This is a genomic window from Flavobacterium humidisoli (assembly GCF_023272795.1).
GTDB lineage: Bacteria > Bacteroidota > Bacteroidia > Flavobacteriales > Flavobacteriaceae > Flavobacterium > Flavobacterium humidisoli.
Genome location: NZ_CP096829.1, coordinates 2,817,197 through 2,840,079, shown reverse-complemented (window position 1 = coordinate 2,840,079; position 22,883 = coordinate 2,817,197). Strand labels below are relative to the sequence as shown.

Sequence of the window (22,883 nt, the reverse complement as noted above, 5' to 3'; positions counted from 1 at the left end):
CCAAATCAAACTTTACCTATGGAAATCAATGAAAATTTGCAGAACGAACGCAATCTGAAAGGAACTGAGTTCGAGAAAAATGGAAATCTAGAAAAAGCGATTGAGTTGTATGAAGAAAATGTTGCAGAAGGCTTTAAAGGAAATCATCCTTACGATCGATTAGCAACGATCTACAAAAACGAAAACGATCTGGACAATGAAATCCGCGTTTTAGAAAAAGCAATTGCGGTTTACGAAATAATCACCATTGAAGACCGATTAGAAGGATTGCCAAAGCTTTTCCGTTTTAAAAACAGATTGGAAAAAGCTCTTGAAACCAAAAAACAATTGGCTAAACAAAAGAAAGCAAAGTTGAAATAAAAACTTTTTAATCTTTTAAAATCATGAGCATAAAACGAACCAATTCAGACGATATCGATTTTATAAATCTGGTCGCTTTATTAGATCAGGATTTAGCGATTAGGGATGACGAAGATCATGCATTTTACAATCAGTTTAATAAAACTGATAAAATAAAACATACAATTGTTTATTACGAAAAAGGAGTTCCTGTTGGCTGTGGCGCTTTTCGCGAAAAAGAACCAGGAACAACAGAAATCAAACGAATGTACGTTCACCCTGATCACAGAAAAAAAGGTATTGCATCTGCCGTTTTAAAAGAACTAGAAATTTGGGCAAAAGAAGTTGGTTACGCCTACACGATTCTTGAAACTGGAAAAAATCAGCCCGAAGCTATCAACTTATATCAAAAATTAAATTATACCATAATTCCAAATTATCCACCTTACGAGGAAATGGATAATAGTGTTTGCATGAAAAAGACTTTATAATAATGAAAATCACAGCCGAAGCATTACGACAAAGAATAGGACAATTTTTCTTTCCAGCAGTATTCATCAACGATACCGAAGAAAATATTCAAGAAACTGAACGTTTAATCAAAGAACACAACATTGGAGGATTGACTTTTTTTCATAGTCGTGCGAGCGCCGCAACCAACTACGAAAGCAAGAAAAAAGTTGTTTTCAACGATGATAGCTATGAAAAAATCAAAGCGTTGATCGTTCGTTATCAAAAAGCCTCTTCTACTCCACTCTTAATCAGTATTGATGCCGAATGGGGTTTAGCAATGCGAATCGAAAAAACACCGCAATATCCGTATGCTATTACACTTGGCGCTTTACCAGAAAACAAATCAAGTTTAGTTTACGAAGTAGGAAAACAAATTGGTTTAGATTTAAAAGCAGCTGGAATTCAGTATAATTTATCGCCTTTGGCAGACATCAATAATAACCCTAACAATCCTGTAATTGGCTATCGCTCTTTTGGCGAAAACAAAGAAAAAGTAGCCGATTTTTCAATTGAATATTTAAAAGGAATGTCGGAAGTTGGCGTTTTAGGCTGCCTGAAGCATTTTCCTGGACATGGAAACACCAATGTCGATTCGCATTTAGGATTACCTGTTTTAAAAGAAACTTTGGAAGAATTATTAGAAAACGAATTATATCCTTTCATTAAAGGAATCGAAAACAATGTTGATTCGATTATGATTGGACATTTGGCTGTTCCGAGTCTAAATGATGGAAAAGATACTTCTGCAACATTATCAAAAGCGGTTATTCAGGATTTATTACGTGATAAATTAGGTTACGATGGTTTGGTAATTTCTGATGCTTTAAATATGCACAGCGTTTCGAAATTGTATGAAACAAAAGGACAATTAGAATGGGAAGCCTTCAATGCTGGAAATGATGTTTTATGTTTCGCAGAAAATGTTCCCGAAGGAATTGAAGCGATCTTTAAAAATGCCTCGCCAGATCGTATTTTTGAAAGTTATAATAGAATCATGAAGGCCAAAGAAAAAGCAGGAATTCTTTCTGGAAATACTGCAATTTCAGGCGAATTAAACTTCGAAAAAACATCTCAATTAAATCTTGAAATCGCTCAAAATGCAATTACAAAAATCATTGATAATAGCATTTCAGATTTAGCACTTGAAGCGCAGAAAAACAACAAATTAGCCAAACTGAGTTTATATAAAAATACCGAAAATACATTCTTCAAAACTTTAAATGCAAAATTACCTTCACCAGAATTTGCTTTTGAAAGTTTAGAAACTTCAGATATCAATTCTATCAAAAGTGAATTAGAAAAATTCGAAACGATCATTATTTCATTATTTGTCCCAAAAGCAAAACCATTAAATAATTTCGAAGTAAATGATGAAGTTTTAGAACTGCTTTCAAATTTGCTACAAACCAAAAAATGCATTGTTTACGTTTTTGGAAATCCCTACGTTTTACCACTTATTCCGAATCTAAAAAAGGCTTTGGGATTAATTCAGGCGTATCAAGATTTTGAAGAATTTCAAAAAATAGCAGGAATTCAATTTTTAGAAAAAAATAGTTTCAAAGGTGTTTTACCAGTAAATATTGACATTCAATAACTTAAAGACTTAAATAGTCAAAATTTATTAACTTATAAGTTTTTATAATCACATCTTATTGTAAGAACCTGTACTTATGCCCTACTTTTGCACCAAATAAATTTTTAACGTAAAACGAATATTATGTCTTTAGTAGGAAAAAAATTCCCAAGTATTGCAGTAGATGCTATCTCAGAAATGGGTGACAATTTAAAAATCAACATTTTTGAAGAAGCAGTAAACAACAATAAAAAAGTACTTTTATTTTGGTACCCAAAAGATTTTACTTTTGTATGTCCAACTGAATTACACGCCTTTCAAGCTGCATTACCAGAATTCGAAAAAAGAAATACTATCGTAATTGGTGCTTCTTGCGACACAAACGAGGTTCACTTTGCTTGGTTAAATACTCCAAAAAACAATGGTGGAATCGAAGGTGTTACTTACCCAATCTTAGCTGATACAAACCGTAACTTAGCTAACATTTTAGGTATTCTTGATATCGAATCTACAAGCTATAGCGAAGATACTGACTCAGTTATCATCGAAGGTTCAAACGTAACTTACAGAGCTACTTACCTTATTGACGAAACTGGAAAAATCTTCCACGAAAGCGTAAACGATATGCCATTAGGACGTAACGTAAACGAATACTTAAGAATGGTTGATGCTTACACTCACATCCAAACTAAAGGTGAAGTTTGTCCTGCAAACTGGGAAGCTGGTAAAGAAGCAATGTCTGCAGACAGAATCAGTACAGCTGAATACTTAAGCGCTAATTAAGCTGCTAAGATACTAAGGTTCTAAGATGCTAAGTTTTTTAACTTAACTTTTGAATCTTAAATACAATTCTACAATAAAAGTCAAGAGATTCTAAGATTAAACTTAGATCTTAGAATCTCAACGACTTAAAAAAAATCAAATAAATCCACACAAAGTTATTCGGTTCGAGAGCAAACTTAGCATCTTAGAACCTTAGCAACTTAGTGTCTTAAAATAAAAAACTATGTTAATCGACTTAAACGAAGATACGTTAGCAGATTTAGTTGCTAAAAACGAAAAAGTAGTGGTACAATATTCAGCTTCATGGTGCGGAAATTGCCGTATTATGAAACCAAAATTCAAAAAATTAGCAACAGAAAATGAAGCTATCACTTTTGTTTTGGTTGATGCAGAAAACTCTCCTGAGTCTAGAAAATTAGCTAATGTGAGCAACTTGCCAACATTCGCAACTTTCGTAAACGGACAATTAGTTGGCGAAACGCAGACTAATAAACAAGAAGTTTTAATCGATCTTGTAAACGCAATTGCTTAAATTTAGATTAGTTAGACTGGCTTAGATTTTTAGACTTCTTAGAAAGTGGTCTAAAAACTTTAAAAAAGTCTAAGAAGTCTAAGAATGTCTAAAAATCTAAGAAGTCTAAAATTATGAAATTATGAAATTACCAGTAATTAAACATTTAACGCAATTCATCGAAGAAAACGATCAGGATTACATTATTGAAACGATTGAAGTTCTAGAAGCGATGACCGAAATTCCTTCTCTTAAAGACGAAGAATTAGACGTAATTGGCGAATTGATTTCGAATATGTACGGCGCCCTTGAAGTGCAAAAATTGGTTGCTCAAGGAACAGATAAAAAAGAAGCTTTAAATACTTTCATGAAACGTGTTTTAGGCTCAATCGACAAGTAAATCGGCTTCCTCCCAAAGGACAAATAAAAAAACAAAGCTGAGAAAGCGTTTCTATCTGGAGACGCTTTTTTTTTGTGTAAAATGGCACGCTAATGACACGCATTCACTTCGTGAAGTCACGGATTTAAACGGATTTTGTTGTTTCATGCTTAATAGTAAAAAGAAATAAATCCGTTTAGATCCGTGTTTTTTTTGCGTAAGCAAATCCGTATCATCCGCGTTCAATCTACGTAAAAAGCAAGATAAAAATTGACCTCCTTAATCTCTCCTTAAACCGTTAACAAATACTTTTAGATTCAAATATTAATCCTTACTTTTGAGCCTCATTAATTTTAAACAAAAATCATGGCATCTATCACATTAGGAGGAAATCCAGTTCATACATCAGGCGAATTGCCAGCAGTTGGATCGCAATTAGCTGACTTCAAATTAGTTCAAAACGATTTATCAGTTGCTACATTAAGCACTTTTGCTGGTAAAAAATTAGTTTTAAATATCTTCCCAAGTGTTGATACAGGAACTTGTGCTGCATCTGTTAGAAAATTCAACCAAAGCGCAAGCGGATTAGAAAACACAACAGTTTTATGTATTTCTAGAGATTTACCTTTCGCTCAAAAACGTTTTTGTGGTGCTGAAGGTTTAGAAAATGTAGTAAACTTATCAGATTTTCAAACTGGTGCTTTTGGAAAAGCAAATGGATTAGAAATCGTTGATGGACCTTTAGCAGGTTTACACTCAAGAGCAATCATTGTTGTTGATGCCGATGGAAAAATCGTTCACACAGAACAGGTTGCAGAAATTGCAAACGAACCAAATTACGAAGCAGCTTTAGCAGCACTATAATATTTTCCTTTAAATGGAGTTTCAAAAAGATAATACATTTGTTACAGGTAGGTTAAAAAGCATGACTTATGCTTTTAACGGAGCTGTAAAATTGATTAAGACAGAACACAGCATTATGGTACAATTCTCTCTGGGAATTATCATGACGATTGCTGGATTCTATTTTCATATTTCTCAAACCGAATGGCTGTGCCAGACACTGGCCATCGGTTTGGTTTTAAGCATCGAAGGATTAAATACGGCAGTTGAAAAAATTGCCGATTTTATCCATCCTGATTACAGCAAACGAATCGGTTTTATTAAAGATATTGCTGCTGGAGCGGTATTTTTTGCCGCAATGACTGCAATTGCAATAGGCTTGATTATTTATATCCCAAAATTTATTTAGGCAAAGGAAAACGCAAGAATGGCAAAAAATAAAAAAGAAACTGTAGATAAAAAAAACGAAAAACAGGAAGGAGTTAAAAGATCATTTAAGATGTCTAAACAACAAAGATTTGTTTTAGGGTGTCTTTTGGTTCTTTTTTCTATTGCACTATTGGTCGCATTTATTTCTTTTTATGTAAACGGACAATGGCAGAATGATCAAAGTGTCGTAAATCAGCTCGGTGACCGTACCGAAGTTGCTGAAAACTGGCTCGGAAAATTTGGAGCTTATCTTGCCGATTTAATTATCTATAGAGGTTTTGGACTTGCTTCTTTCATTTTTGTACGTTTGTTTTTCCTGACTGGAATGTTTTTAGCACTGGAGCTTTCTACCCAAAAACTAAAAAATACCTGGTTCTGGGATATTTTTGCTATTATCGTTGTTTCTGTACTATTTGGTTTCTTCGCTACTTCTGCACCAGAATTAGGAGGAACAATTGGTTACGAATTAAATTTATTCCTTCAAGATTATATTGGAAAAACGGGCACACTCCTTACACTGCTTTTTGGTTTAATTATCTATCTGATTTTCAAAATCAAATTATCTCCAGAAAAAATTCAATCGTATTTTGATTCTACTAAAAAAGAATTCAAATCAGAATTAAACACTTTAAAACCAGCTGTAAATGAACCTGAAAGCGCTTATAATCTGGAAGAATTTGCGATTAAAGAAGAAGTTGAAAGTGACCCTGAAATAGATGATATTCACATCAAAACAGTTGACACGCAATTCGAACTTAACAAAGAAGCTTTAAAGCCAACTATTTCTCATTCTTCAGAAATTGAGCTAAATCCAGTTTTAAAGCCAATTACCCCAAAACAAGAACTACCATTAGTTTCTCCTGATGAAGCCTTTGTAATTGAAAAAGCAGAAGAAGAAGATATTATCGAAGAAAACTTAGCTTCTCGCTTAGTTGCCGATTTTGGATTATTTGATCCAACTTTGGATTTATCGAATTACAAATTCCCAACAATTGATTTATTAAAAGAATATTCGACTGGTGGAATTACGATTAATCAGGAAGAATTAGAAGAAAATAAAAACAGGATTGTAGATACACTTCGTAACTACAAAATTGAAATTGCACAAATCAAAGCAACCGTTGGACCGTCGGTTACCTTATACGAAATTGTACCGGAGGCAGGAATTAGAATTTCTAAAATTAAGAGCTTAGAAGATGATATTGCATTGTCATTATCAGCTCTCGGAATTCGTATTATTGCGCCAATTCCAGGAAAAGGTACTATCGGTATTGAGGTTCCGAACAAAAACCCTACTATGGTTTCTATGAAAAGCGTTATTGGAGCTGCAAAGTTCCAAGAGGCCGAAATGGAACTACCAATTGCTTTAGGAAAAACCATCTCAAACGAAACTTTTGTTGTCGATCTTGCTAAAATGCCTCACTTATTGATGGCTGGAGCAACAGGACAAGGAAAATCGGTTGGATTAAATGCGGTTTTAACTTCTTTGTTATACAAAAAACATCCAGCTGAAGTAAAATTTGTTTTGGTCGATCCGAAAAAAGTAGAGCTTACGCTTTTTAACAAAATTGAAAGACATTATTTAGCTAAACTTCCTGACACTGAAGATGCTATTATTACCGATAACGCAAAAGTTGTCAACACTTTAAACTCACTTTGTACCGAAATGGACAATCGTTATTCTTTACTAAAAGATGCGATGGTTCGTAATATTAAAGAATACAACGACAAATTCAAGTCTAGAAAATTAAATCCAGAAGCCGGCCACCGATTCTTACCCTACATCGTTTTGGTTGTCGATGAGTTCGCCGATTTGATTATGACGGCAGGAAAAGAAGTTGAAGTTCCAATTGCTCGTTTGGCTCAATTAGCCCGTGCCATTGGTATCCACTTGATTATTGCAACACAAAGACCATCGGTAAACGTGATTACAGGTTTGATTAAAGCCAATTTCCCTGCCAGAATCGCATTTAGAGTAACTTCTAAAATTGACTCTAGAACAATTTTAGATACGCAAGGAGCTGACCAGTTAATTGGACGAGGGGATTTATTATATACAAATGGAAACGATGTGATTCGTGTACAATGTGCTTTCATTGACACACCAGAAGTCGAAAAAATTACCGATTTTATCGGCGGACAAAAAGCATACGCCACAGCTTATTTGCTTCCAGAGTTCGTTGGCGAAGAAAGTGGCATTAATCTTGATATAGATATTTCCGAAAGAGATACTTTATTTAGAGAAGCGGCAGAGATTATTGTCAATGCACAGCAAGGTTCTGCTTCTTTATTGCAACGAAAATTAAAATTAGGATACAACAGAGCTGGTCGTTTGATCGATCAACTTGAGGCAGCAGGAATTGTTGGTCCGTTCGAAGGCAGTAAAGCACGCAGTGTAAACATCTTAGATTTAAATGCTCTTGATCAATTTTTTAATAATGAACAAAATTAATCCAATCATGAAAGCAAAAATTCAAGAAATCAACAACAATTCTATCACAACCATGACCAAAAAGTGTTTTCAAATGGCAGTTATTTTGCTTTTGAGCTTCACTTCTATTCAGGCTCAAGATAAAAAAGCGAAAGATTTATTGAACGAAGTAACTTCTAAAATAAAAAGCTACGACAATATTGTTATCGATTTTAAATATTCTTTGAATAATGCCAAAGAAAATATCAATCAAGACAGTAAAGGAAACGTAACGATGAAAGGAAATCAATATGTTTTGAATTTTATGGGCGTTACCAAAATTTTTGACGGTCAGAAAACATACACAATTGTTCCTGAAGACGAAGAGGTTACTATTTCTAAAGTAAACGAGAAAGATGATAATGCAATCACTCCTTCAAAAATGCTTACTTTCTTTAATTCTGGCTACAAATACAACATGGACATTGTTCAAAATGTAAAAGGAAGAAAAATTCAATATATCAAACTAGTTCCTACAAGCGGAAAAGACCAAAGAAAAGAAATTTTGTTAGGTATTGACGTTCAGACAAAACACATCTACAATTTGATTGAAACTGGAAAAAACGGAACAAAAACAACTTTAACCGTTAATTCTTTTAAAACCAATCAGCCATTATCAAAAAATCAATTTACCTTTGTAGCGAGTAAATACCCGAAATACTACATCAATAAATTAGATTAATCAGAAGGTTGAAAATACTAGACAAATACTTATTAAAAACATTCTTATTTACATTTACTACGGTATTTGTAATCTTATTTTTCATATTCATACTTCAAACAGTATGGCTATTTATTTCAGAACTAGCAGGTAAAGATCTCGACTTAACATTGGTCGTGAAATTCCTGCTTTTTTCTATGCCACGAATTATACCGCTTGTTTTACCATTATCGGTTTTATTAGCCTCTATTATGACTTTCGGAAATCTTGCCGAAAATTATGAGTTCGCTGCCATGAAATCTTCAGGAATCTCACTGCAAAGAGCAATGAGAGTACTGATTATTTTTATTTTCGTATTAAGTATTGTCGCATTTTGGTTTGCAAACAACGTCATTCCGTATGCCGAATATAAATTTGTCAACTTTAGAAAAAACATCGCACAAGCCAAACCAGCGATGGCTATTGCCGAAGGTCAGTTTAATGATGTCGGCACTTACAACATTAAAGTAAACAAAAAATCTGGCGAAAACGGTAATCATCTAACTGGTGTAACTATTCACGAGAAAGCAAATAATATGGGTGAAAACAAGACCGTAATTAAAGCTAAAACTGGTGAATTAGTCAGTAATGAAAAATCTAGTATTTTAAAACTAGTTTTAAATGATGGCTACTACTACCAAGACGTTACTCCAAAAAAATATGAAGATCGTGCAAAAATGCCTTTTATAAAAGGTAAATTTAAAACACAGATCATCAACATCGATTTATCTGAACTTAATAAAGTTGATGACAGCAAAGAAAGCATTGCAGGAACAAATGCAATGTTGAATGTTAATGAATTACGCTATACTCTAGATTCCTTGAGTAAAAATTTAGATAACGAAATTGTTTCTTTTTCTGAAAATATTAATCAACGTGTTGGCTTTAAAAAGTTTTTCACAGATTCGCAAAAAAACATCAAGAAGAAACCACTTCCAAACGATCTTTTATCTATTTATTCAAACAAAGAAAAAGTAGATGTTTTAAAAATGGCCGGAAGCAATGTTACGAGCAGCATCTACTCAATCGAAACTACTCAACGAGATTTAAAAGACAAACAGCGAGAAATCAACAAGCATTTAACTGCATTGTACGAGAAATTTGTAATTGCCTTTGCCTGTTTCTTAATGTTTTTTATTGGAGCTCCACTTGGTGCTATTATTAGAAAAGGCGGACTTGGACTTCCTATTGTATTTGCAGTTTTAATCTTTATTACTTTCCATTTTATTAATACTTTCGGAAAAAGAGTATCTCAGGAAGGCGGTATGACTCCATTCTTAGGATCATGGATGTCCTCTTTTATTTTATCGCCTCTTGCCATATTATTGACCTATCGCGCAACAAACGATAACGGGTTAATTAATTTTGATGCGATTACAACTCCTATTTCACAACTATTTCAGAAAATCTCTGAGCGGTTTTTACCTGCTCAAAAGCAAAAATAATTATGTCAACAACAAAAATACAACTGAATACCATTGAAGAAGCTATAGAAGATATTCGTCAAGGTAAAGTAATCATTGTAGTCGATGATGAGGATCGAGAAAATGAAGGTGATTTTTTGGCCGCTGCTGAAAAAGTAACTCCAGAAATGATCAACTTTATGGCTACTCACGGACGCGGATTGATCTGTACACCACTTACAGAAAGCAGATGCAAAGAGTTAGACCTTCGTGCAATGGTCACCAACAATACAGATCACATGGAAACTGCTTTTACTGTTTCTGTTGATTTAAAAGGCCAAGGAGTTACAACTGGAATTTCTGCAGCAGATAGATCAAAAACAGTTCAATCTTTAGTTGATCCAAATACAAAACCACACGATTTAGCTCGTCCTGGTCATATTTTTCCTTTAATCGCTAAACAAGGCGGCGTTTTAAGAAGAACTGGACATACCGAAGCGGCAATCGATTTTGCACGTCTTGCAGGATTTAAACCTGCTGGTGTAATCTGCGAAATTTTGAACGAAGACGGAACAATGTCTCGTTTGCCTGAATTGATTAAAGTGGCGAAAAAATTTGATCTAAAATTAGTTTCTATCGAAGATTTAGTTGCATATAGAATGCAGCACGATAGTTTGATTGTTAAAAAAGAAGATTTCGATATTGAAACTCGTTTTGGAACTTTCCGTTTAAGAGCTTACGAACAAACCACAAACAAACAAATTCATATTGCTTTAACTAAAGGAACTTGGAATTCTGGTGAGCCTATTTTGACAAGAATTCACTCTTCTCAGGTAAATAACGATTTATTAGGCACATTAACAAATAATGCAGAACAGCAATTAGACGATATGTTTAAAGTGATTAATGAAAATGGTAAGGGTGCCGTTATCTTCATCAATCAAGATATGACTGCCGTAAACCTTTTAAACAGAATTTCTGAACTTAAAACATTACAATCTAACGGAACTTTAAAAGCTCCTAAAGTGATTATTGACAGTAAAGATTACGGAATCGGAGCTCAAATTCTTCATGATATAGATATTTCTAAAATAAGATTAGTTTCGAATACAGAACAAACAAAACGAGTGGGTATGATTGGATACGGGCTTGAAATTACAGAATACGTTAATTATTAATATGGGAACAGTAGAAGAAAGAATTCAAAAATCAGAAACTCGTATTTTCAAAGCCGTTTTCCCTAGTACAACGAATCATTACGACACTTTATTTGGAGGAACTGCTCTTCATTTAATGGATGAAGTTGCTTTTATCTGTGCTACTCGATTCAGCCGTAAAAAAGTAGTTACGATTTCTACTGGGCAAATTGACTTTAAAAAAGCAATTCCGGCTGGTACTTTAATCGAATTAGTTGCAAAAGTAGACAGCGTTGGAAGAACCAGCTGTAAAATCCATGTTGATATTTTTATGGAACAAATGTATTCTGAGCTTCGCGAAACGGTAGTTTCGGGAACTTTTTCGTTTGTTGCTGTTGATGAAAACAAAAAACCAACGCCAATTTTAGACGATTTAGATTAATTTTTCAACAAATCTCATTTTTGGAAATACTGATAATTAGACACTTGAAAATTATCTCAAAAAACTTCAAAAAAAAGTCTGAAAAAAATTTTTATAACCGAAAAACCGTCTTATATTTGCACCCGCAATCAGACAATGATCGCGATATACTGGAGAAATGGCAGAGCGGTCGAATGCGGCAGTCTTGAAAACTGTTGACTGTAACAGGTCCGGGGGTTCGAATCCCTCTTTCTCCGCTGAATGGAGTTTCAAAAAGAAACTTTAAAAGTTAAAACCCTTTAAATACAAGTATTTAAAGGGTTTTTCATTTTTTGGCAATCGTCAAAAATCACATGTTATTGCAAAGCGTGGTACACTTATTAGTACACTTTTATTTTGGGGGGTTTTGACCATAAAAAAAGTGTACTAAATCAAAGGGAATTCTCTCGGTATTCCCCGAAAACAAAGGTGTGTTTCGAAATTTTTAAATCAATTTGAGTATTAATTTAAAAACTAGAAAGCATGTTAAAAGTAATTTTTTACCTGAAATCAGAAAAGGCAGATAAGAATGGAGAGTTTTCAATATTTGCACGTATTACATTCAACCAGAAAAGAATTTCCTTAAGTACCGGAAAGACCATTTCTAAGGAGAGATGGGACTACACAAACAAATTAAGAATTCTTCTGAGGACAGAAAAGGAAAAGGTTCTTAAAAACTATCTCGATATTTACCGCCTAACTGTCGAAAAGAAATTCAATATCCTTTTTAATGTCGATCCAGATGTTCCATTAGAAATACTTAAAGCAGAACTTTCAGGAAAATCAAAGTTACAGACAAAGAAAACCACACTGCTTCAAATTATGGAGCGCCATAATAAATTTTTCAGAAAAAAAGTGGATGCCGGCGAAAGAGCATCAGCTTCACTGCAGAAATACAAACGAAGCACTGAGCTAATTTCGAACTTTATGGTAAAAAAATACGGCATAGAAGATATTCCTGCTGATGAAATTTCAAGTTCATTTATATACAATCTTGAGGAATTCCTTAAATACGAAAGCAGTTTTAAGGGCCATGTTGGAATAAAAAACAATTCAGTGGTAAAATATATTAAGATGTATAAAACAGCCTTTAATTATGCTATCAGAATGGATCTAATCCAAAAAAATCCATTTAATGTTTATGATGGAAAGCTCAGCGTTAAAGATGCAATATTTCTAACACAGTGCGAACTTGATGCCCTCGAGAAAAAAGTCTTCTTTATTGAAAGACTCGACAGGGTCAAAGATATTTTTCTGTTCAGCTGTTATACCGGATATGCTCCAACTGACGCTTTAAAGCTTTCACAAAAAAACATTTCAAAAGACAATAATGGTAACCAGTGGATTATATCAAATAGAACGAAAACATCAATTAAAGAAAATGTTCCCGTTCTGCCACCCGTCGAAAAAATCATTCAGAAGTACAAAGGGAAGCAGCCAGGATTGCTGCCAAGTATTTCAAATCAGAAAATGAATGCTTATTTAAAGGAAATTGCGGATCTCTGCGGAATAACCAAGTACCTCACATGGTATGTTTCAAGACATACTTTTGCAACTACAGTAACTCTTGGCAACGGAGTCAGACTTGAAAATGTTTCAGCGATGATGGGCCACACAAATATCAAACAAACCCAGCACTATGCAAAAGTTCTAGATGTGAATATAATGGAGGATATGAATATGGTTAAATCTAAATATGAAGAAAAGGTTTCCTAAAAAAAAAGCAGAGGATTTCAAATTTTGAAATCCTCTGCTTTTTAAATTTATTTTCCAGTTTTCGTTACTGGCGGTTTCAAGTAAGGAGTGTTTCCTGGTGTATCTTTATTATCACGCTGTCTCCTATCAGGTTTTCCTGTTGATTTGGCTATTCTTTTTGGCCCGGTCTTAAGCCCCATAATATTAGTTTTTAATTAGTTACTTTCAAAAGTACATCTTTTTTTTATGAGATATACTTACATTTTAATTTTCAACTTTTATTTTCCTGAAGTATTTTTTCAATCTGATTTGAGTCGTACAAGAATATTTCACCAAGTTTTGAATAAGGCAGAATTCCTGTCTGCCTGTATTTTATTATCGTATTTGGCGAGAGTCCAAATATTTTTTTTAAATCTTCATTCCTGTAATAAGCAGGTCTGCTGTCATTCCCTCTTGAATTTATTTTAGAATCAATTGTCTCAAGCTTTACAACGACAGGATCAATCATCTTTTTAACTTTGATAAGAAATGAGAGTTTCTTTTTTTTGACATCCTTTTTCATTAATTAAATTTTTTAAGTTATTAAACACAAAATTTTGTTCAGACTACCAATTTTCAATTCTTGATTTTCTTTCTTGAAATCTAAAAATCAATAAATTTAAAAACTCAATCTGCTTTTCTCTATAAGTATACCCTTTACTCTCAGCAAATTCTTTACTGATATTTTTGATTTCACACTGCTTGTCATTCTTTCCGGAATAAGTGAAATTGTTTTCTAAAAACTTTTGAAATTCAATCCTGTTATTCTTTTTATCACATTTTTGAAAGAATAATATTTCTTCGTCCATGAGAATGTAAAAAAGATTTGCAAATTCTATTTTACTAAATGAACTTTTGCATCTGCATGGATTAGAAGCTGAAGCGGATATTTTACTATAGCTATCATCTTTTAAACTTCCCTTAAAAATTCTTTCTAGTATAATTAATCTGGATTCATGCTTTAAAAGTTTGTCTAAGCAATCCAAAATTTTCGTTTTTTTCATGATTTAGAGGTTTAAAGCTTATTCCAAATGAAAATAGATGCTGCTTCTTTTGTTTTTATTCTTCGTCGGAACATAAACCAGATAGCCGTAATTATCCAGATCATGCATACATCTATGGTAAGTTTTAGGCGATACCACTTTGGCAATGTTTTGAATTTCTATGCTGTACGCTAATATTGGATTAATGTAATCTTTAGAAGCACGAAACTGCAGTAAAGCTGCAAAAATAGCTATATGGGTAGTTCCAATTCTAAAATCATCTTCAATCGCCTTAAAAAATCTGGTTAAGATTTGAAGATTATCCATAGGTTTTATATCAAAATTTGGGAGTCATTTTTCTTGAAGATGTTTCGATGTACATCTCAGGCTTCTTTACCTGCTGAATTTTACATCCTCTTTCCAACTCCTTTAAACTTATCTTCTGCATTCTGTCATTATAAAAGTTTAATGTTTTAAAACGGGGATTAGTCTCAATAAAAGTTTTTACTTCTCTTCCTTCAATTAACAGCACCGTCTCTTGTCTTCTGCCTTCTTTCAAGGAACTGCAAAGATTGTAAAATGCCTCTCCATCTGTATTCTTAAGAGGAAGAAGAGCTAAAACATTTTCAACTCTATACCCATAATCCTCAGGAAACTCATGCATCCTGTAATTTTCACTTAAGTCCTTGTCATAAAAATTAAACTGCTTCCATGTACCATTTTTAAGCACTGATCTTCCGGCGAGCATATTATAAGCTTCATCTACATTAAAATATTCGGACGTCTCATTTTTAAAATGATGAGTACTTCTTCCAGACGGAATAGAATCTGTATGCAGAGTTGATGTAAAACCTTCAAACCGGTATGCTCCTTGTACATCCTTTGCAAAATGAAGTGAATGATCAAGCCTTTCCTTTTCAGATATATGATAAGAAACCGGTATATAAAAATTCAGCTGCTCCTCTTTCATTTGATGCAGAACTTTATCCCATACTTGAGCGAAACCAGTGTTTTTAAGCTGCACTTCCAATTCTTTTTGATTAGCATCCAAATCTTTTAAGTATGCGGGTTTATGAATTCTTTCAAATACAATGGTATTAACTGCATCATTAAAAAGACGTTTGAACACGTTAGGATATAATTTATGTCTTAAACTTTTACATTCATGCTTCAGGAACTGTACAGTTATAAGTTCGTCCAAGGATTTTGTTTTACCATACTTAAAGAGAAGCATTCTAAAGAATTTCAGCTTTTCTATGCCAAAAGAGCGCTCGATGCCCGGACTTTTACCAAATATGGATTTAAGTTTATCTTCCTTGGACATCCACTCTTTTACTTCATTCTGTATTCTATTGTTCTCAGACGACATATTTAATTTTTAAGTGGATTACTGAAACTAAACTGATCTGCCTGCTTTCCTGGAACGTGATGCAGAATTCGATTCTTTATGTGCCGGCTCATCATCATTTTTATTCTGAGCCGCACTCTTTTCTTTTGATTGAGATTGTTTCTCATTTTTACTTTCTCTATCATTGATTCTCTGCAATGAAGAATCATAAACCTTTACCGTTTTAAACTGCGGATTTGCTTCCACAAACTGTTTTCGTTCTTCTCCACCTACAACAAAAGTTACGGACTGCAGATTTCCTTTTTTTAGGGAATTAATTAGATCTTCTTTATACTGCGGAGTAAGCAGTTCTTTTATCGAATGCTTCTCCAGCGAAGCTTCCAGATCATAGCCGTAATTCTGGTGATACTGATTCAGCTTAAAGTTGCCGCTGCTATCGGTTTCCTTGAAATTCAAAGAAATCCAAGCATTATATGCTTCGCCGTCCTTACTTTGAAGATTTTTATTGACAGATCGTCCTTCCATTAAATTATAGGCTTCTTTCATTGTAATGCTCCCCTCTTTGTTGATGTAAAAGGTTTGTTCCAATCCCGGTTTGTTTTCCTCTTTTTGCAGGTTAACATGGTAGGAATTAAAAAAATACATATCGTTCTGTTCCGACTTCTTGAAATTCAGTTCAACAGTCAGGCGGTCCTTATTAGCAACACCATTGTTCATAATACCTGTGTGAACAATTTTAAAATCTTTTTCTCCTTTCAGCATATTTGCCTTCAGCTCTGCTTCAAAAGTTTCCCCAAATCCAGTATATTTCAACTGATCTTTAAGGTAATCTAAATTTTTCTGGTTCATGATCTTTTACATTTAAAATTAGTACTGATTATAAGTTCCCCAGTATTTCAAGATTTACCAGGTCCCTATTTTTTATATCCAACTCCAGATGCCTGCCTCCATTTTTCTCAAAGACCTGCATGGTAAACTTTTTCTTATCGGATATTGTAAATTTAGGCAGGGCAAATACAGCTGTAATTTCAGATTTATCATAAATCCGGCTGAAATCACCAGTACTGAAAAACGGTATAACCTCTATTTCCTGTGATGCGGTACGTTTCGATTTTCTCTGGTCACGGGTAAAAAAACGAAGCTGGTCAACATCATAATTAATTTTAGAATCATTTCCTAGAGAGACCCTGAAAAACATTATATCCTGATGAATATAAATGCCCTCAACTCTTATCTCAATTTCTGATCTTCTTGAATTAAGTCCGCTTACCTTATTTTTCTTAGATAATGCGAGCATCGCATAATCCTTTATTTCCTTCTGGTTTTCATTCTCCAGTGAGAACAAAAGCTGTCTGTCATCCGCATTTCGCAGTCCGGCATCAATATGTAAAGTCGGACACAAATCATCAAAATTTAATATGAAGCTGTAAAGCTTTCCGTCTGATGTGACTACAGTAAGGTTGGTCTGCAGAAAATTCTGTTTTCCTGCTTTCAGCAGCAGTATATTTTCAACTCCTTTAGCTTTCTGCACCAGCACATCACGGCTGCCGATATCTAGACTTTTGACAGCATACGGAAATAAGATGCTGGTAGTTTTTGAATAGCTGAGCTGTATATTATTATATTCAGCTTTTGAATTATATTGTGCATATCCCGAAATAACTGTCAAGAAAATGCATATAATAATTGATATTTTTAAGTTTCTCATATTGATTAGTTTAAAATTATTTCTCATTCTTATCCTTCTCATCATAAAGCAGCACTTTATAGCCAGCTTTTACTGCCACTTTAATAAGTTTGACTTTTTTACTTAAAAGCGTTTTTGCTGCTTCCACTCCCATTCCGGCAGCCTGTGCTCCCCATGAATCACTTACTCCCGTAAGTCCGATACTCTGCATCGATCTATCTGCTGAGGCTTTTGCAACATCCCTGTTAATTGTACCTGGAATATAGATGCCTTTTATACCGTCTATATCAAAAACTGAAAGCTCTACAGGAAAAATGGCGTTTAGGTATTTTATGGTGTTTATCTTTATTTCCAGTCTTTCTCCTTTCAGAGATGCAGTTCCAAATACGAAACTGTTTCTTGGAATGAGTACGCCGTTGATAAAAACATCATTTAAAAGCCTTATTTTAACAATTGAACCGTTTACGATGGTCTGCGTTTGATGAATCACTGCCTCAACCGCATTCTGAATTTCTTCATTGCCCATTTCTTCATCCAGGGAATAAAAAGAATTCGTCCCTTGTTTTACTGCTGAATTTGATGTATTCTGAAGAGAACTTGCGACCTGAGCATCATCTTTCCTTCTCACTGAAAATATTTTTCCTTTGTGAATCTTTGAATTCTGCCTCAACTTTTCCTGAACCCGTTCCGGGTGCTGTATATCCAAGATATTTTCCAGCATCCCTCCCAGCTGCGCCAGTTCTGGATCAGGTTCAGTCGGTGCACTCATTGCCGCCATCAGCTGTTCCAAGTTTCTCATTTCTGCTGATTCACCGTAAGGTGTTTTTTGATATTGAAACTCTCTCATGTCCTGATCATAGTCATTCACTTTAGCAGGCTCTGCAATTGCCTTTTGGAGAGCCTGAAGTTTCTGGTACATCTTCTGCTCATTTTCCGGCTTTAAAAAACCTGTGTTTAGCCCGCCTTTCTGGCTTCTTATTGAGGCTGCATCCGTATCAAAAGAGCCGTCAGATTCAAGATTAGTTTCATCTGCCTTACTTATCGAAAAATTAGGATCCTTTTTCTTCTGTTCCTCCAATTTTATGGAATCAGCTGATGCCTGATCATAGTAGCTCATTTTATCTAATGCAGAGTCTTCCTTTAGCTTTGGGTTTGGAAGCAGCATGTTAAAACCTGATTTCTTTTCTGCTGAAAACACGGTTTCTTTTCCTTTACCGCCTCCAAAAACCCAGAAAAGCATTGTTATAAATGGCAGTATAAGCAATGGAAGAACCAGCATCATTTTACGGTCCTTTCTGTCTTTTGCCGAAAGTGTTTTATTTTCCATAATTTCAATTATTATAGTTACCTGTATTGAATTCCGTAGACTTTTAGAGCATTTTAAAAGCCCGCGCCGTTGGAATTATATTTTTTATCTAAATCGATTGTACAAGAAACATTTATTACGCTGTCTATGTATCTGCCGAGATCAGATTGCTTTTCACTTTTTTTAAGAGATATATTCAAGAAATGCAGCGTTTCATTTTTATCAGAATAAAAAGGTTTTACAACTGATATTCCCTCAATACTGATTGATTCAGGACTGTCCAGCAAAACACCGCTGATTATTTTATAGAAACAAAGAACTGTTCCGGTCATCATGAAAACTACAAGAGACAACCAAAGCTGTGATTTGGAAAGGTTTTTAGTTATTCTATCCATTTTAACCACCCACCAGAATCTGATCATGAGATAAATCCGCGAATGCTGATCGATGTCTTTATGTTTCCTGAATAAGCTTCTCATGGCTTTCTGTTTGAAGCGCCAAGATCTTTGTTCTCAAGAGTATTAAAGCGTTCTATTAGAAAACCGTGGGGATTATTATCGCTCCTTGAAACATTCCGCAGCGTTCCCTGTGTAATCAGGTTTCTATTCATTATGCTTGTGGTTCTTATGATATTCTGCCGGGCAAAGCATTTAAAGCGGTATGGATATTCATTAATATCAATCGTAACGCTGTCTATAAAAACTGTCTGGCTTATATTTCCTGATATAATTCCCGAATAATACCCGTTTTCTTTTAAATCATCGTAGATGCGCTTCACTGAATTATCGGCCAGATAAAGTGCTTTTGTTACATTGGCTTTAATTACTTTATCATCAGGATCAAGGCTGAAGAAATACTGGTGAAAAGTCCTAACATGATCCCTTGCCTCAACCGGCACATTATCTTTGCGGTCTGACGAGTAAGCTTCCAGTACTTTTCCGTTGGCAAGGATATAAACCTTATCCTGCATGGATGTGACAGAGCTGAAACTTTTATAAAGTGCATAACACGTAATAACCGCACTGCCTGCTATTACCAGCATTGTAAAACTCCTGACGTGGCGGAAAGCTGTATCTATATTTTTCATCTTGCTAAACATAACCGCGTGCTTTTAATTTTTTGAATTTCCTTTGAGCCTTTCGCTCATGTAACTTCCTTTATCTTCAAAATAGGGCGAAGACATTGAAGAAGAAGTCATGCTCTGGCTCATTTTTCCTGCCGCATTTCCCATCGCATCCATTACCATTCCTGCTCCCGCAGCAGCACCTCCGATTACAGATGAAGTCGAACCGCCAAATAAACTGGTTACTTTCTGTCCCAGTGCGCTTCCTCCCGATGCATGCACTATATAGTTGGCAACAGAGGGCACGGTAAAATATCCGACAATGCCTATAATCATAAAAATCAAGTATCCGATATCGGTCCTGCTGAAAAACGTATCGCCAGATGTATTGATCTGAGAGATATCCAGCCGCAGCATCTGCTCCTGAATTTTTCCTATAATCCCTCCAAAAATATTGGCAACAGGGAGCCACAGGTAGATATTGATATACCTGGCAAGCCAGACCGTAAGAGTATGCTGGAATCCGTCAAATACTGCGATCCCAAATACCAGAGGCCCTAAGATGGAAAGCACCACCAGCTGAAAAGTTCGCAGGGTATCAATACATAATGAAGAAGCCTCGAAGATAATTTGCAGCACCTGGCTTACCCATTCTTTGACCGAATTCCTGAAACTGTAAGAAGCTTTCTCCATAGCAAACTTTACATCATTTCCTATTCCTTCGATCATTCCCTCATCAGAAGAATCTGCACCATCATGGGTGTATTTATACCATCTTTCACGATCGCCTGTTCCAAGAACGCCGACATACATTTTCCATGGAGCACTTTCTTTAACTGCTTTTTCTTTTTCCCGGAGAAGCACTTCAATTGCTTTGTTGGATCCCGCAACCATAGAAGCGGTAGCCGTGACGGTTGGTTTCATGACTCCGTTTATGAGTGCCAGCACAGAAGGAAAAATCATAATGCAGAAACCGATCACAAACGGTCTGAAAAGCGGGTAAAAATCAATTGCCTCAGCATTGGCAATATGGCGCCAGACCCTTGAGGCAATATAGAAGACGGCTGCAAATCCCGCTATGCCCTGCCCCACTCCCATAAGATTGCTGCAGAGCGGCATCATCTCATCATACAGCTGTTCAAGAACAGCATGCAGGCTACCAATATCATCTCCAAGTCCCTGAGCAGAAACTGCTGCGGGAAACAGGAAAAACAGAAAAGTTTTATTTAAAATCTTTATCATGATATGCTGTTTAATCTTTAAAATTATAACTGCTGCGGACTGCTTTAGCATCATTAGATTCCTTAGAACGCTGCAGAGCCAATATTGATGATGATCCATTAAAATCGTGCAGAAACAGTATCTTCTGCTGCATGTCGTCATATATCCTGTCAATCGCTTCAAGTCTTTCGTCATCAGTCATTCTGAGTTTGTCCGCTGTGATTACAGATGTCAATTCATCTATATTCCTAAGACTTTCCCTGCTTAGATTCGAATACACTTTTTCAAAATATTGTATTTCCTTCGGACTGAATTGTTCATTTTTAAGAATCCTGTCAATTCCTTTACGGCTTTCCCTGATCAGCGTAAACTGATATTCCACTATATCTCCCACCCTTTTGTAATTTTTCACAATGGGGCTTATCTGCATCAAAGCATCAAGAAAAGTCTTATGCAGTGAAAAATTTCCTTCAGACATATCCTTTACGGCTTTATATCCGCCGCTAAGCATATCATAGCCTTTCTTCATATCACTCAATATCTTTTTAAACTGCGAGAGTTTTTCGATATTTAAAATCAGCTGCTGGATTTCAGCAGACTGTGCCTTTGCTGAAAAAGGAACACACATTAAAAGTGACATTGCAATAAATAATAACATCTTTTTCATCGTCAGTTTGTTTTATAACCCATACAATTCCCCAGACTGCCTGCTGTCATTTTTTTCTTTAGCTTTCGATAATGCAAGCACCTTGATTTCTCCGCTGAATTTCTCGCAGAAAGCGTAGTCTTCACTTGCTGCCTCATAAAGTTTATCAATACGCTCGATTCTTTCGTCGTCCTTCATTTCAAGTTTGGTGCTTGTCGTAACAAGAAGCAGTGTATCAATACTTTCATCACAGCTTTCAAGCAGTCGTTTGAATGTCCTCCGGATATAATCCAGTTCACTGCCGTGAAAAAGATTATCCTTCTGGAGGTTCTTAAAAGTCCTTTTATAAATCTTTAAAATCTGAACCTGAAGCGAGATTATTTCGGCAACTCTCTTATAATTCTTAACCTTTGGATTAACTGCCAGCAATGATGTAAAATAATCACTGTGGAGGTTCAATTCGCCTTTCTTAGCATCTGAAATAAAATTCAGTCCGTTTTTAACTGCCTTATATCCTTTTGCGGCATAATCCACATAAGTGCGCAGCGCCGCAATCTGAAGAAGAAGCATTCGCTTCTGTTTAGCCTGCTGCGCCTGAAGTCCGCTGGTAAGCATTGCTGTTATTATGCATAGTAATATTGTCTTTTTCATCTTTTTCAATACCGTTTACGGAATTCCGTAAAATTGTTTCACTTTTTTTGCATCGGCATCTGTTTTTGCCCTCTGAAGACTCATCAGCACATTCTGCTGGTTGAAAAGCCTGAGATCGTTGTAATTGGTGTCAATCTGATCCGCCGCTTTATTTATGATTTCCAGTCTTTTCAGATCACTCATCTGAGTGCTAAATGAATCTATGATTAGAAATATCTGGTCGATGTTTTTAATGCTCTCTTCCAGTATTCCGTCATATACCTTTTCCATATATTCCAGTTCGGAGACTTTGAAACTCTGATCCTTTTTAAAAAGGTTCCATGCCCTCTCGTATTCTTCAATCAGACGGGTCTGCTTGGAAGAAATTTCCTTAATTCTCTGGTAGTAGATAATAATAGACTTAACTTTCTGCAGCTCTTCATAATAGTCTTTATAAATATCCCGTTGTTTTTTTGTCCAATCTGAAATCTCATCCAGCTTCAGTTTGGAAAGTGTGTTTTCAATCTGCTTCTGTGCGTTCTGAAGCCAGATGGTTTTGTTCTGCAGCCTTTGGATCCCAAGATCGATAGCTTTGATTACTTTCTTTGTTACCGCTTTCACTATCTCCAGAATCGGGAGGGCTGCTGTCTTTTCTGCTGGTCTTGCAGGCGTGCTGATTAACAGAAAACACATAAGACATGCAGCTATTCTAATTTTCGTTTTCAT

28 protein-coding genes and 1 tRNA gene are annotated in these 22,883 nt (G+C 35.2%); 15 read left to right on the top strand and 14 right to left on the bottom strand.

Annotation, left to right across the window (positions count from 1 at the left end; all coding sequences use genetic code 11):
- The first annotated feature begins 18 nt into the window (after positions 1–18).
- The 15 genes from M0M44_RS12100 to M0M44_RS12030 all read left to right on the top strand — a co-directional run bounded on the left by M0M44_RS12100 (position 19) and on the right by M0M44_RS12030 (position 13,255).
- Positions 19–360, top strand: a complete 342-nt coding sequence (locus M0M44_RS12100; protein ID WP_248725867.1) for a tetratricopeptide repeat protein — start codon at positions 19–21, stop codon at positions 358–360.
- Between the two features lie 23 nt (positions 361–383).
- Positions 384–830 carry a GNAT family N-acetyltransferase gene (locus M0M44_RS12095; RefSeq protein ID WP_248725866.1) on the top strand — a complete coding sequence of 149 codons (447 nt, stop codon included), beginning with the start codon at positions 384–386 and terminating at the stop codon, positions 828–830.
- Between the two features lie 2 nt (positions 831–832).
- Positions 833–2,446 carry a glycoside hydrolase family 3 protein gene (locus M0M44_RS12090; RefSeq protein WP_248725865.1) on the top strand — a complete coding sequence of 538 codons (1,614 nt, stop codon included), beginning with the start codon at positions 833–835 and terminating at the stop codon, positions 2,444–2,446.
- Between the two features lie 123 nt (positions 2,447–2,569).
- Positions 2,570–3,208 (top strand): peroxiredoxin, encoded by a 639-nt coding sequence (locus M0M44_RS12085; RefSeq protein ID WP_012024184.1) that lies wholly within the window; start codon positions 2,570–2,572, stop codon positions 3,206–3,208.
- A 223-nt stretch (positions 3,209–3,431) separates the two neighbouring features.
- Positions 3,432–3,740: a thioredoxin family protein gene (locus M0M44_RS12080; protein WP_007805605.1), complete on the top strand. Its 309-nt coding sequence runs from the start codon at positions 3,432–3,434 to the stop codon at positions 3,738–3,740.
- A gap of 121 nt (positions 3,741–3,861) precedes the next feature.
- Complete coding sequence (locus tag M0M44_RS12075; RefSeq protein WP_008462029.1) at positions 3,862–4,119, top strand: DUF6952 family protein; 258 nt, start codon at positions 3,862–3,864, stop codon at positions 4,117–4,119.
- Positions 4,120–4,464: 345 nt separating this feature from the next.
- A complete protein-coding gene (gene tpx, locus M0M44_RS12070; protein WP_095931755.1) occupies positions 4,465–4,962 on the top strand; it encodes a thiol peroxidase in 498 nt (165 codons plus the stop codon).
- A 13-nt stretch (positions 4,963–4,975) separates the two neighbouring features.
- Entirely contained in the window at positions 4,976–5,350 is a 375-nt protein-coding gene (locus M0M44_RS12065; RefSeq protein ID WP_095931756.1) for a diacylglycerol kinase family protein, read from the top strand.
- 18 nt (positions 5,351–5,368) lie between these two features.
- Positions 5,369–7,822, top strand: coding sequence for a DNA translocase FtsK (locus M0M44_RS12060; RefSeq protein WP_248725864.1), 2,454 nt, complete (start codon positions 5,369–5,371; stop codon positions 7,820–7,822).
- 73 nt (positions 7,823–7,895) lie between these two features.
- Positions 7,896–8,522 carry an outer membrane lipoprotein periplasmic chaperone LolA1 gene (lolA1, locus tag M0M44_RS12055; protein WP_465254288.1) on the top strand — a complete coding sequence of 209 codons (627 nt, stop codon included), beginning with the start codon at positions 7,896–7,898 and terminating at the stop codon, positions 8,520–8,522.
- A gap of 8 nt (positions 8,523–8,530) precedes the next feature.
- Positions 8,531–9,985 carry an LptF/LptG family permease gene (locus M0M44_RS12050; RefSeq protein WP_248725862.1) on the top strand — a complete coding sequence of 485 codons (1,455 nt, stop codon included), beginning with the start codon at positions 8,531–8,533 and terminating at the stop codon, positions 9,983–9,985.
- A gap of 2 nt (positions 9,986–9,987) precedes the next feature.
- Positions 9,988–11,121 (top strand): 3,4-dihydroxy-2-butanone-4-phosphate synthase, encoded by a 1,134-nt coding sequence (gene ribB, locus M0M44_RS12045; protein ID WP_248725861.1) that lies wholly within the window; start codon positions 9,988–9,990, stop codon positions 11,119–11,121.
- A 1-nt stretch (position 11,122) separates the two neighbouring features.
- The gene (locus tag M0M44_RS12040) at positions 11,123–11,521 is read left to right on the top strand and encodes an acyl-CoA thioesterase (protein WP_125721663.1); all 399 of its coding nucleotides are present in this window, start codon (positions 11,123–11,125) and stop codon (positions 11,519–11,521) included.
- A gap of 151 nt (positions 11,522–11,672) precedes the next feature.
- Positions 11,673–11,757, top strand: a tRNA-Ser gene (locus tag M0M44_RS12035).
- Positions 11,758–12,022: 265 nt separating this feature from the next.
- Entirely contained in the window at positions 12,023–13,255 is a 1,233-nt protein-coding gene (locus tag M0M44_RS12030) for a site-specific integrase (protein ID WP_248725860.1), read from the top strand.
- A 47-nt stretch (positions 13,256–13,302) separates the two neighbouring features.
- Here M0M44_RS12030 and M0M44_RS23800 read toward each other — a convergent pair whose 3' ends face one another.
- The 14 genes from M0M44_RS23800 to M0M44_RS11965 form a co-directional block, all read right to left on the bottom strand.
- Complete coding sequence (locus tag M0M44_RS23800) at positions 13,303–13,434, bottom strand: hypothetical protein (protein WP_256469664.1); 132 nt, start codon at positions 13,432–13,434, stop codon at positions 13,303–13,305.
- Between the two features lie 71 nt (positions 13,435–13,505).
- Complete coding sequence (locus M0M44_RS12025; protein WP_248725859.1) at positions 13,506–13,796, bottom strand: helix-turn-helix domain-containing protein; 291 nt, start codon at positions 13,794–13,796, stop codon at positions 13,506–13,508.
- Between the two features lie 43 nt (positions 13,797–13,839).
- Positions 13,840–14,277 (bottom strand): hypothetical protein, encoded by a 438-nt coding sequence (locus M0M44_RS12020; protein WP_248725858.1) that lies wholly within the window; start codon positions 14,275–14,277, stop codon positions 13,840–13,842.
- Positions 14,278–14,295: 18 nt separating this feature from the next.
- Complete coding sequence (locus tag M0M44_RS12015) at positions 14,296–14,583, bottom strand: hypothetical protein (protein ID WP_248725857.1); 288 nt, start codon at positions 14,581–14,583, stop codon at positions 14,296–14,298.
- Between the two features lie 10 nt (positions 14,584–14,593).
- Positions 14,594–15,625 (bottom strand): hypothetical protein, encoded by a 1,032-nt coding sequence (locus M0M44_RS12010; RefSeq protein ID WP_248725856.1) that lies wholly within the window; start codon positions 15,623–15,625, stop codon positions 14,594–14,596.
- Positions 15,626–15,652: 27 nt separating this feature from the next.
- Entirely contained in the window at positions 15,653–16,453 is an 801-nt protein-coding gene (locus M0M44_RS12005) for a hypothetical protein (RefSeq protein ID WP_248725855.1), read from the bottom strand.
- Between the two features lie 28 nt (positions 16,454–16,481).
- A complete protein-coding gene (traN, locus tag M0M44_RS12000) occupies positions 16,482–17,312 on the bottom strand; it encodes a conjugative transposon protein TraN (RefSeq protein ID WP_248725854.1) in 831 nt (276 codons plus the stop codon).
- Positions 17,313–17,328: 16 nt separating this feature from the next.
- Positions 17,329–18,618: a conjugative transposon protein TraM gene (gene traM, locus M0M44_RS11995; protein WP_248725853.1), complete on the bottom strand. Its 1,290-nt coding sequence runs from the start codon at positions 18,616–18,618 to the stop codon at positions 17,329–17,331.
- Between the two features lie 53 nt (positions 18,619–18,671).
- Positions 18,672–18,992: a hypothetical protein gene (locus M0M44_RS11990; RefSeq protein ID WP_248725852.1), complete on the bottom strand. Its 321-nt coding sequence runs from the start codon at positions 18,990–18,992 to the stop codon at positions 18,672–18,674.
- An 80-nt stretch (positions 18,993–19,072) separates the two neighbouring features.
- Positions 19,073–19,696, bottom strand: a complete 624-nt coding sequence (gene traK / locus M0M44_RS11985; RefSeq protein ID WP_248725851.1) for a conjugative transposon protein TraK — start codon at positions 19,694–19,696, stop codon at positions 19,073–19,075.
- Between the two features lie 12 nt (positions 19,697–19,708).
- Entirely contained in the window at positions 19,709–20,902 is a 1,194-nt protein-coding gene (traJ, locus tag M0M44_RS11980; RefSeq protein WP_476729704.1) for a conjugative transposon protein TraJ, read from the bottom strand.
- A 10-nt stretch (positions 20,903–20,912) separates the two neighbouring features.
- Positions 20,913–21,548 carry a TerB family tellurite resistance protein gene (locus M0M44_RS11975; protein ID WP_248725850.1) on the bottom strand — a complete coding sequence of 212 codons (636 nt, stop codon included), beginning with the start codon at positions 21,546–21,548 and terminating at the stop codon, positions 20,913–20,915.
- Positions 21,549–21,560: 12 nt separating this feature from the next.
- Positions 21,561–22,178 carry a hypothetical protein gene (locus M0M44_RS11970; RefSeq protein WP_248729971.1) on the bottom strand — a complete coding sequence of 206 codons (618 nt, stop codon included), beginning with the start codon at positions 22,176–22,178 and terminating at the stop codon, positions 21,561–21,563.
- A gap of 15 nt (positions 22,179–22,193) precedes the next feature.
- On the bottom strand, positions 22,194–22,883 hold the full coding sequence (locus M0M44_RS11965; RefSeq protein ID WP_248729970.1) for a conjugal transfer protein TraI: 690 nt from the start codon (positions 22,881–22,883) through the stop codon (positions 22,194–22,196).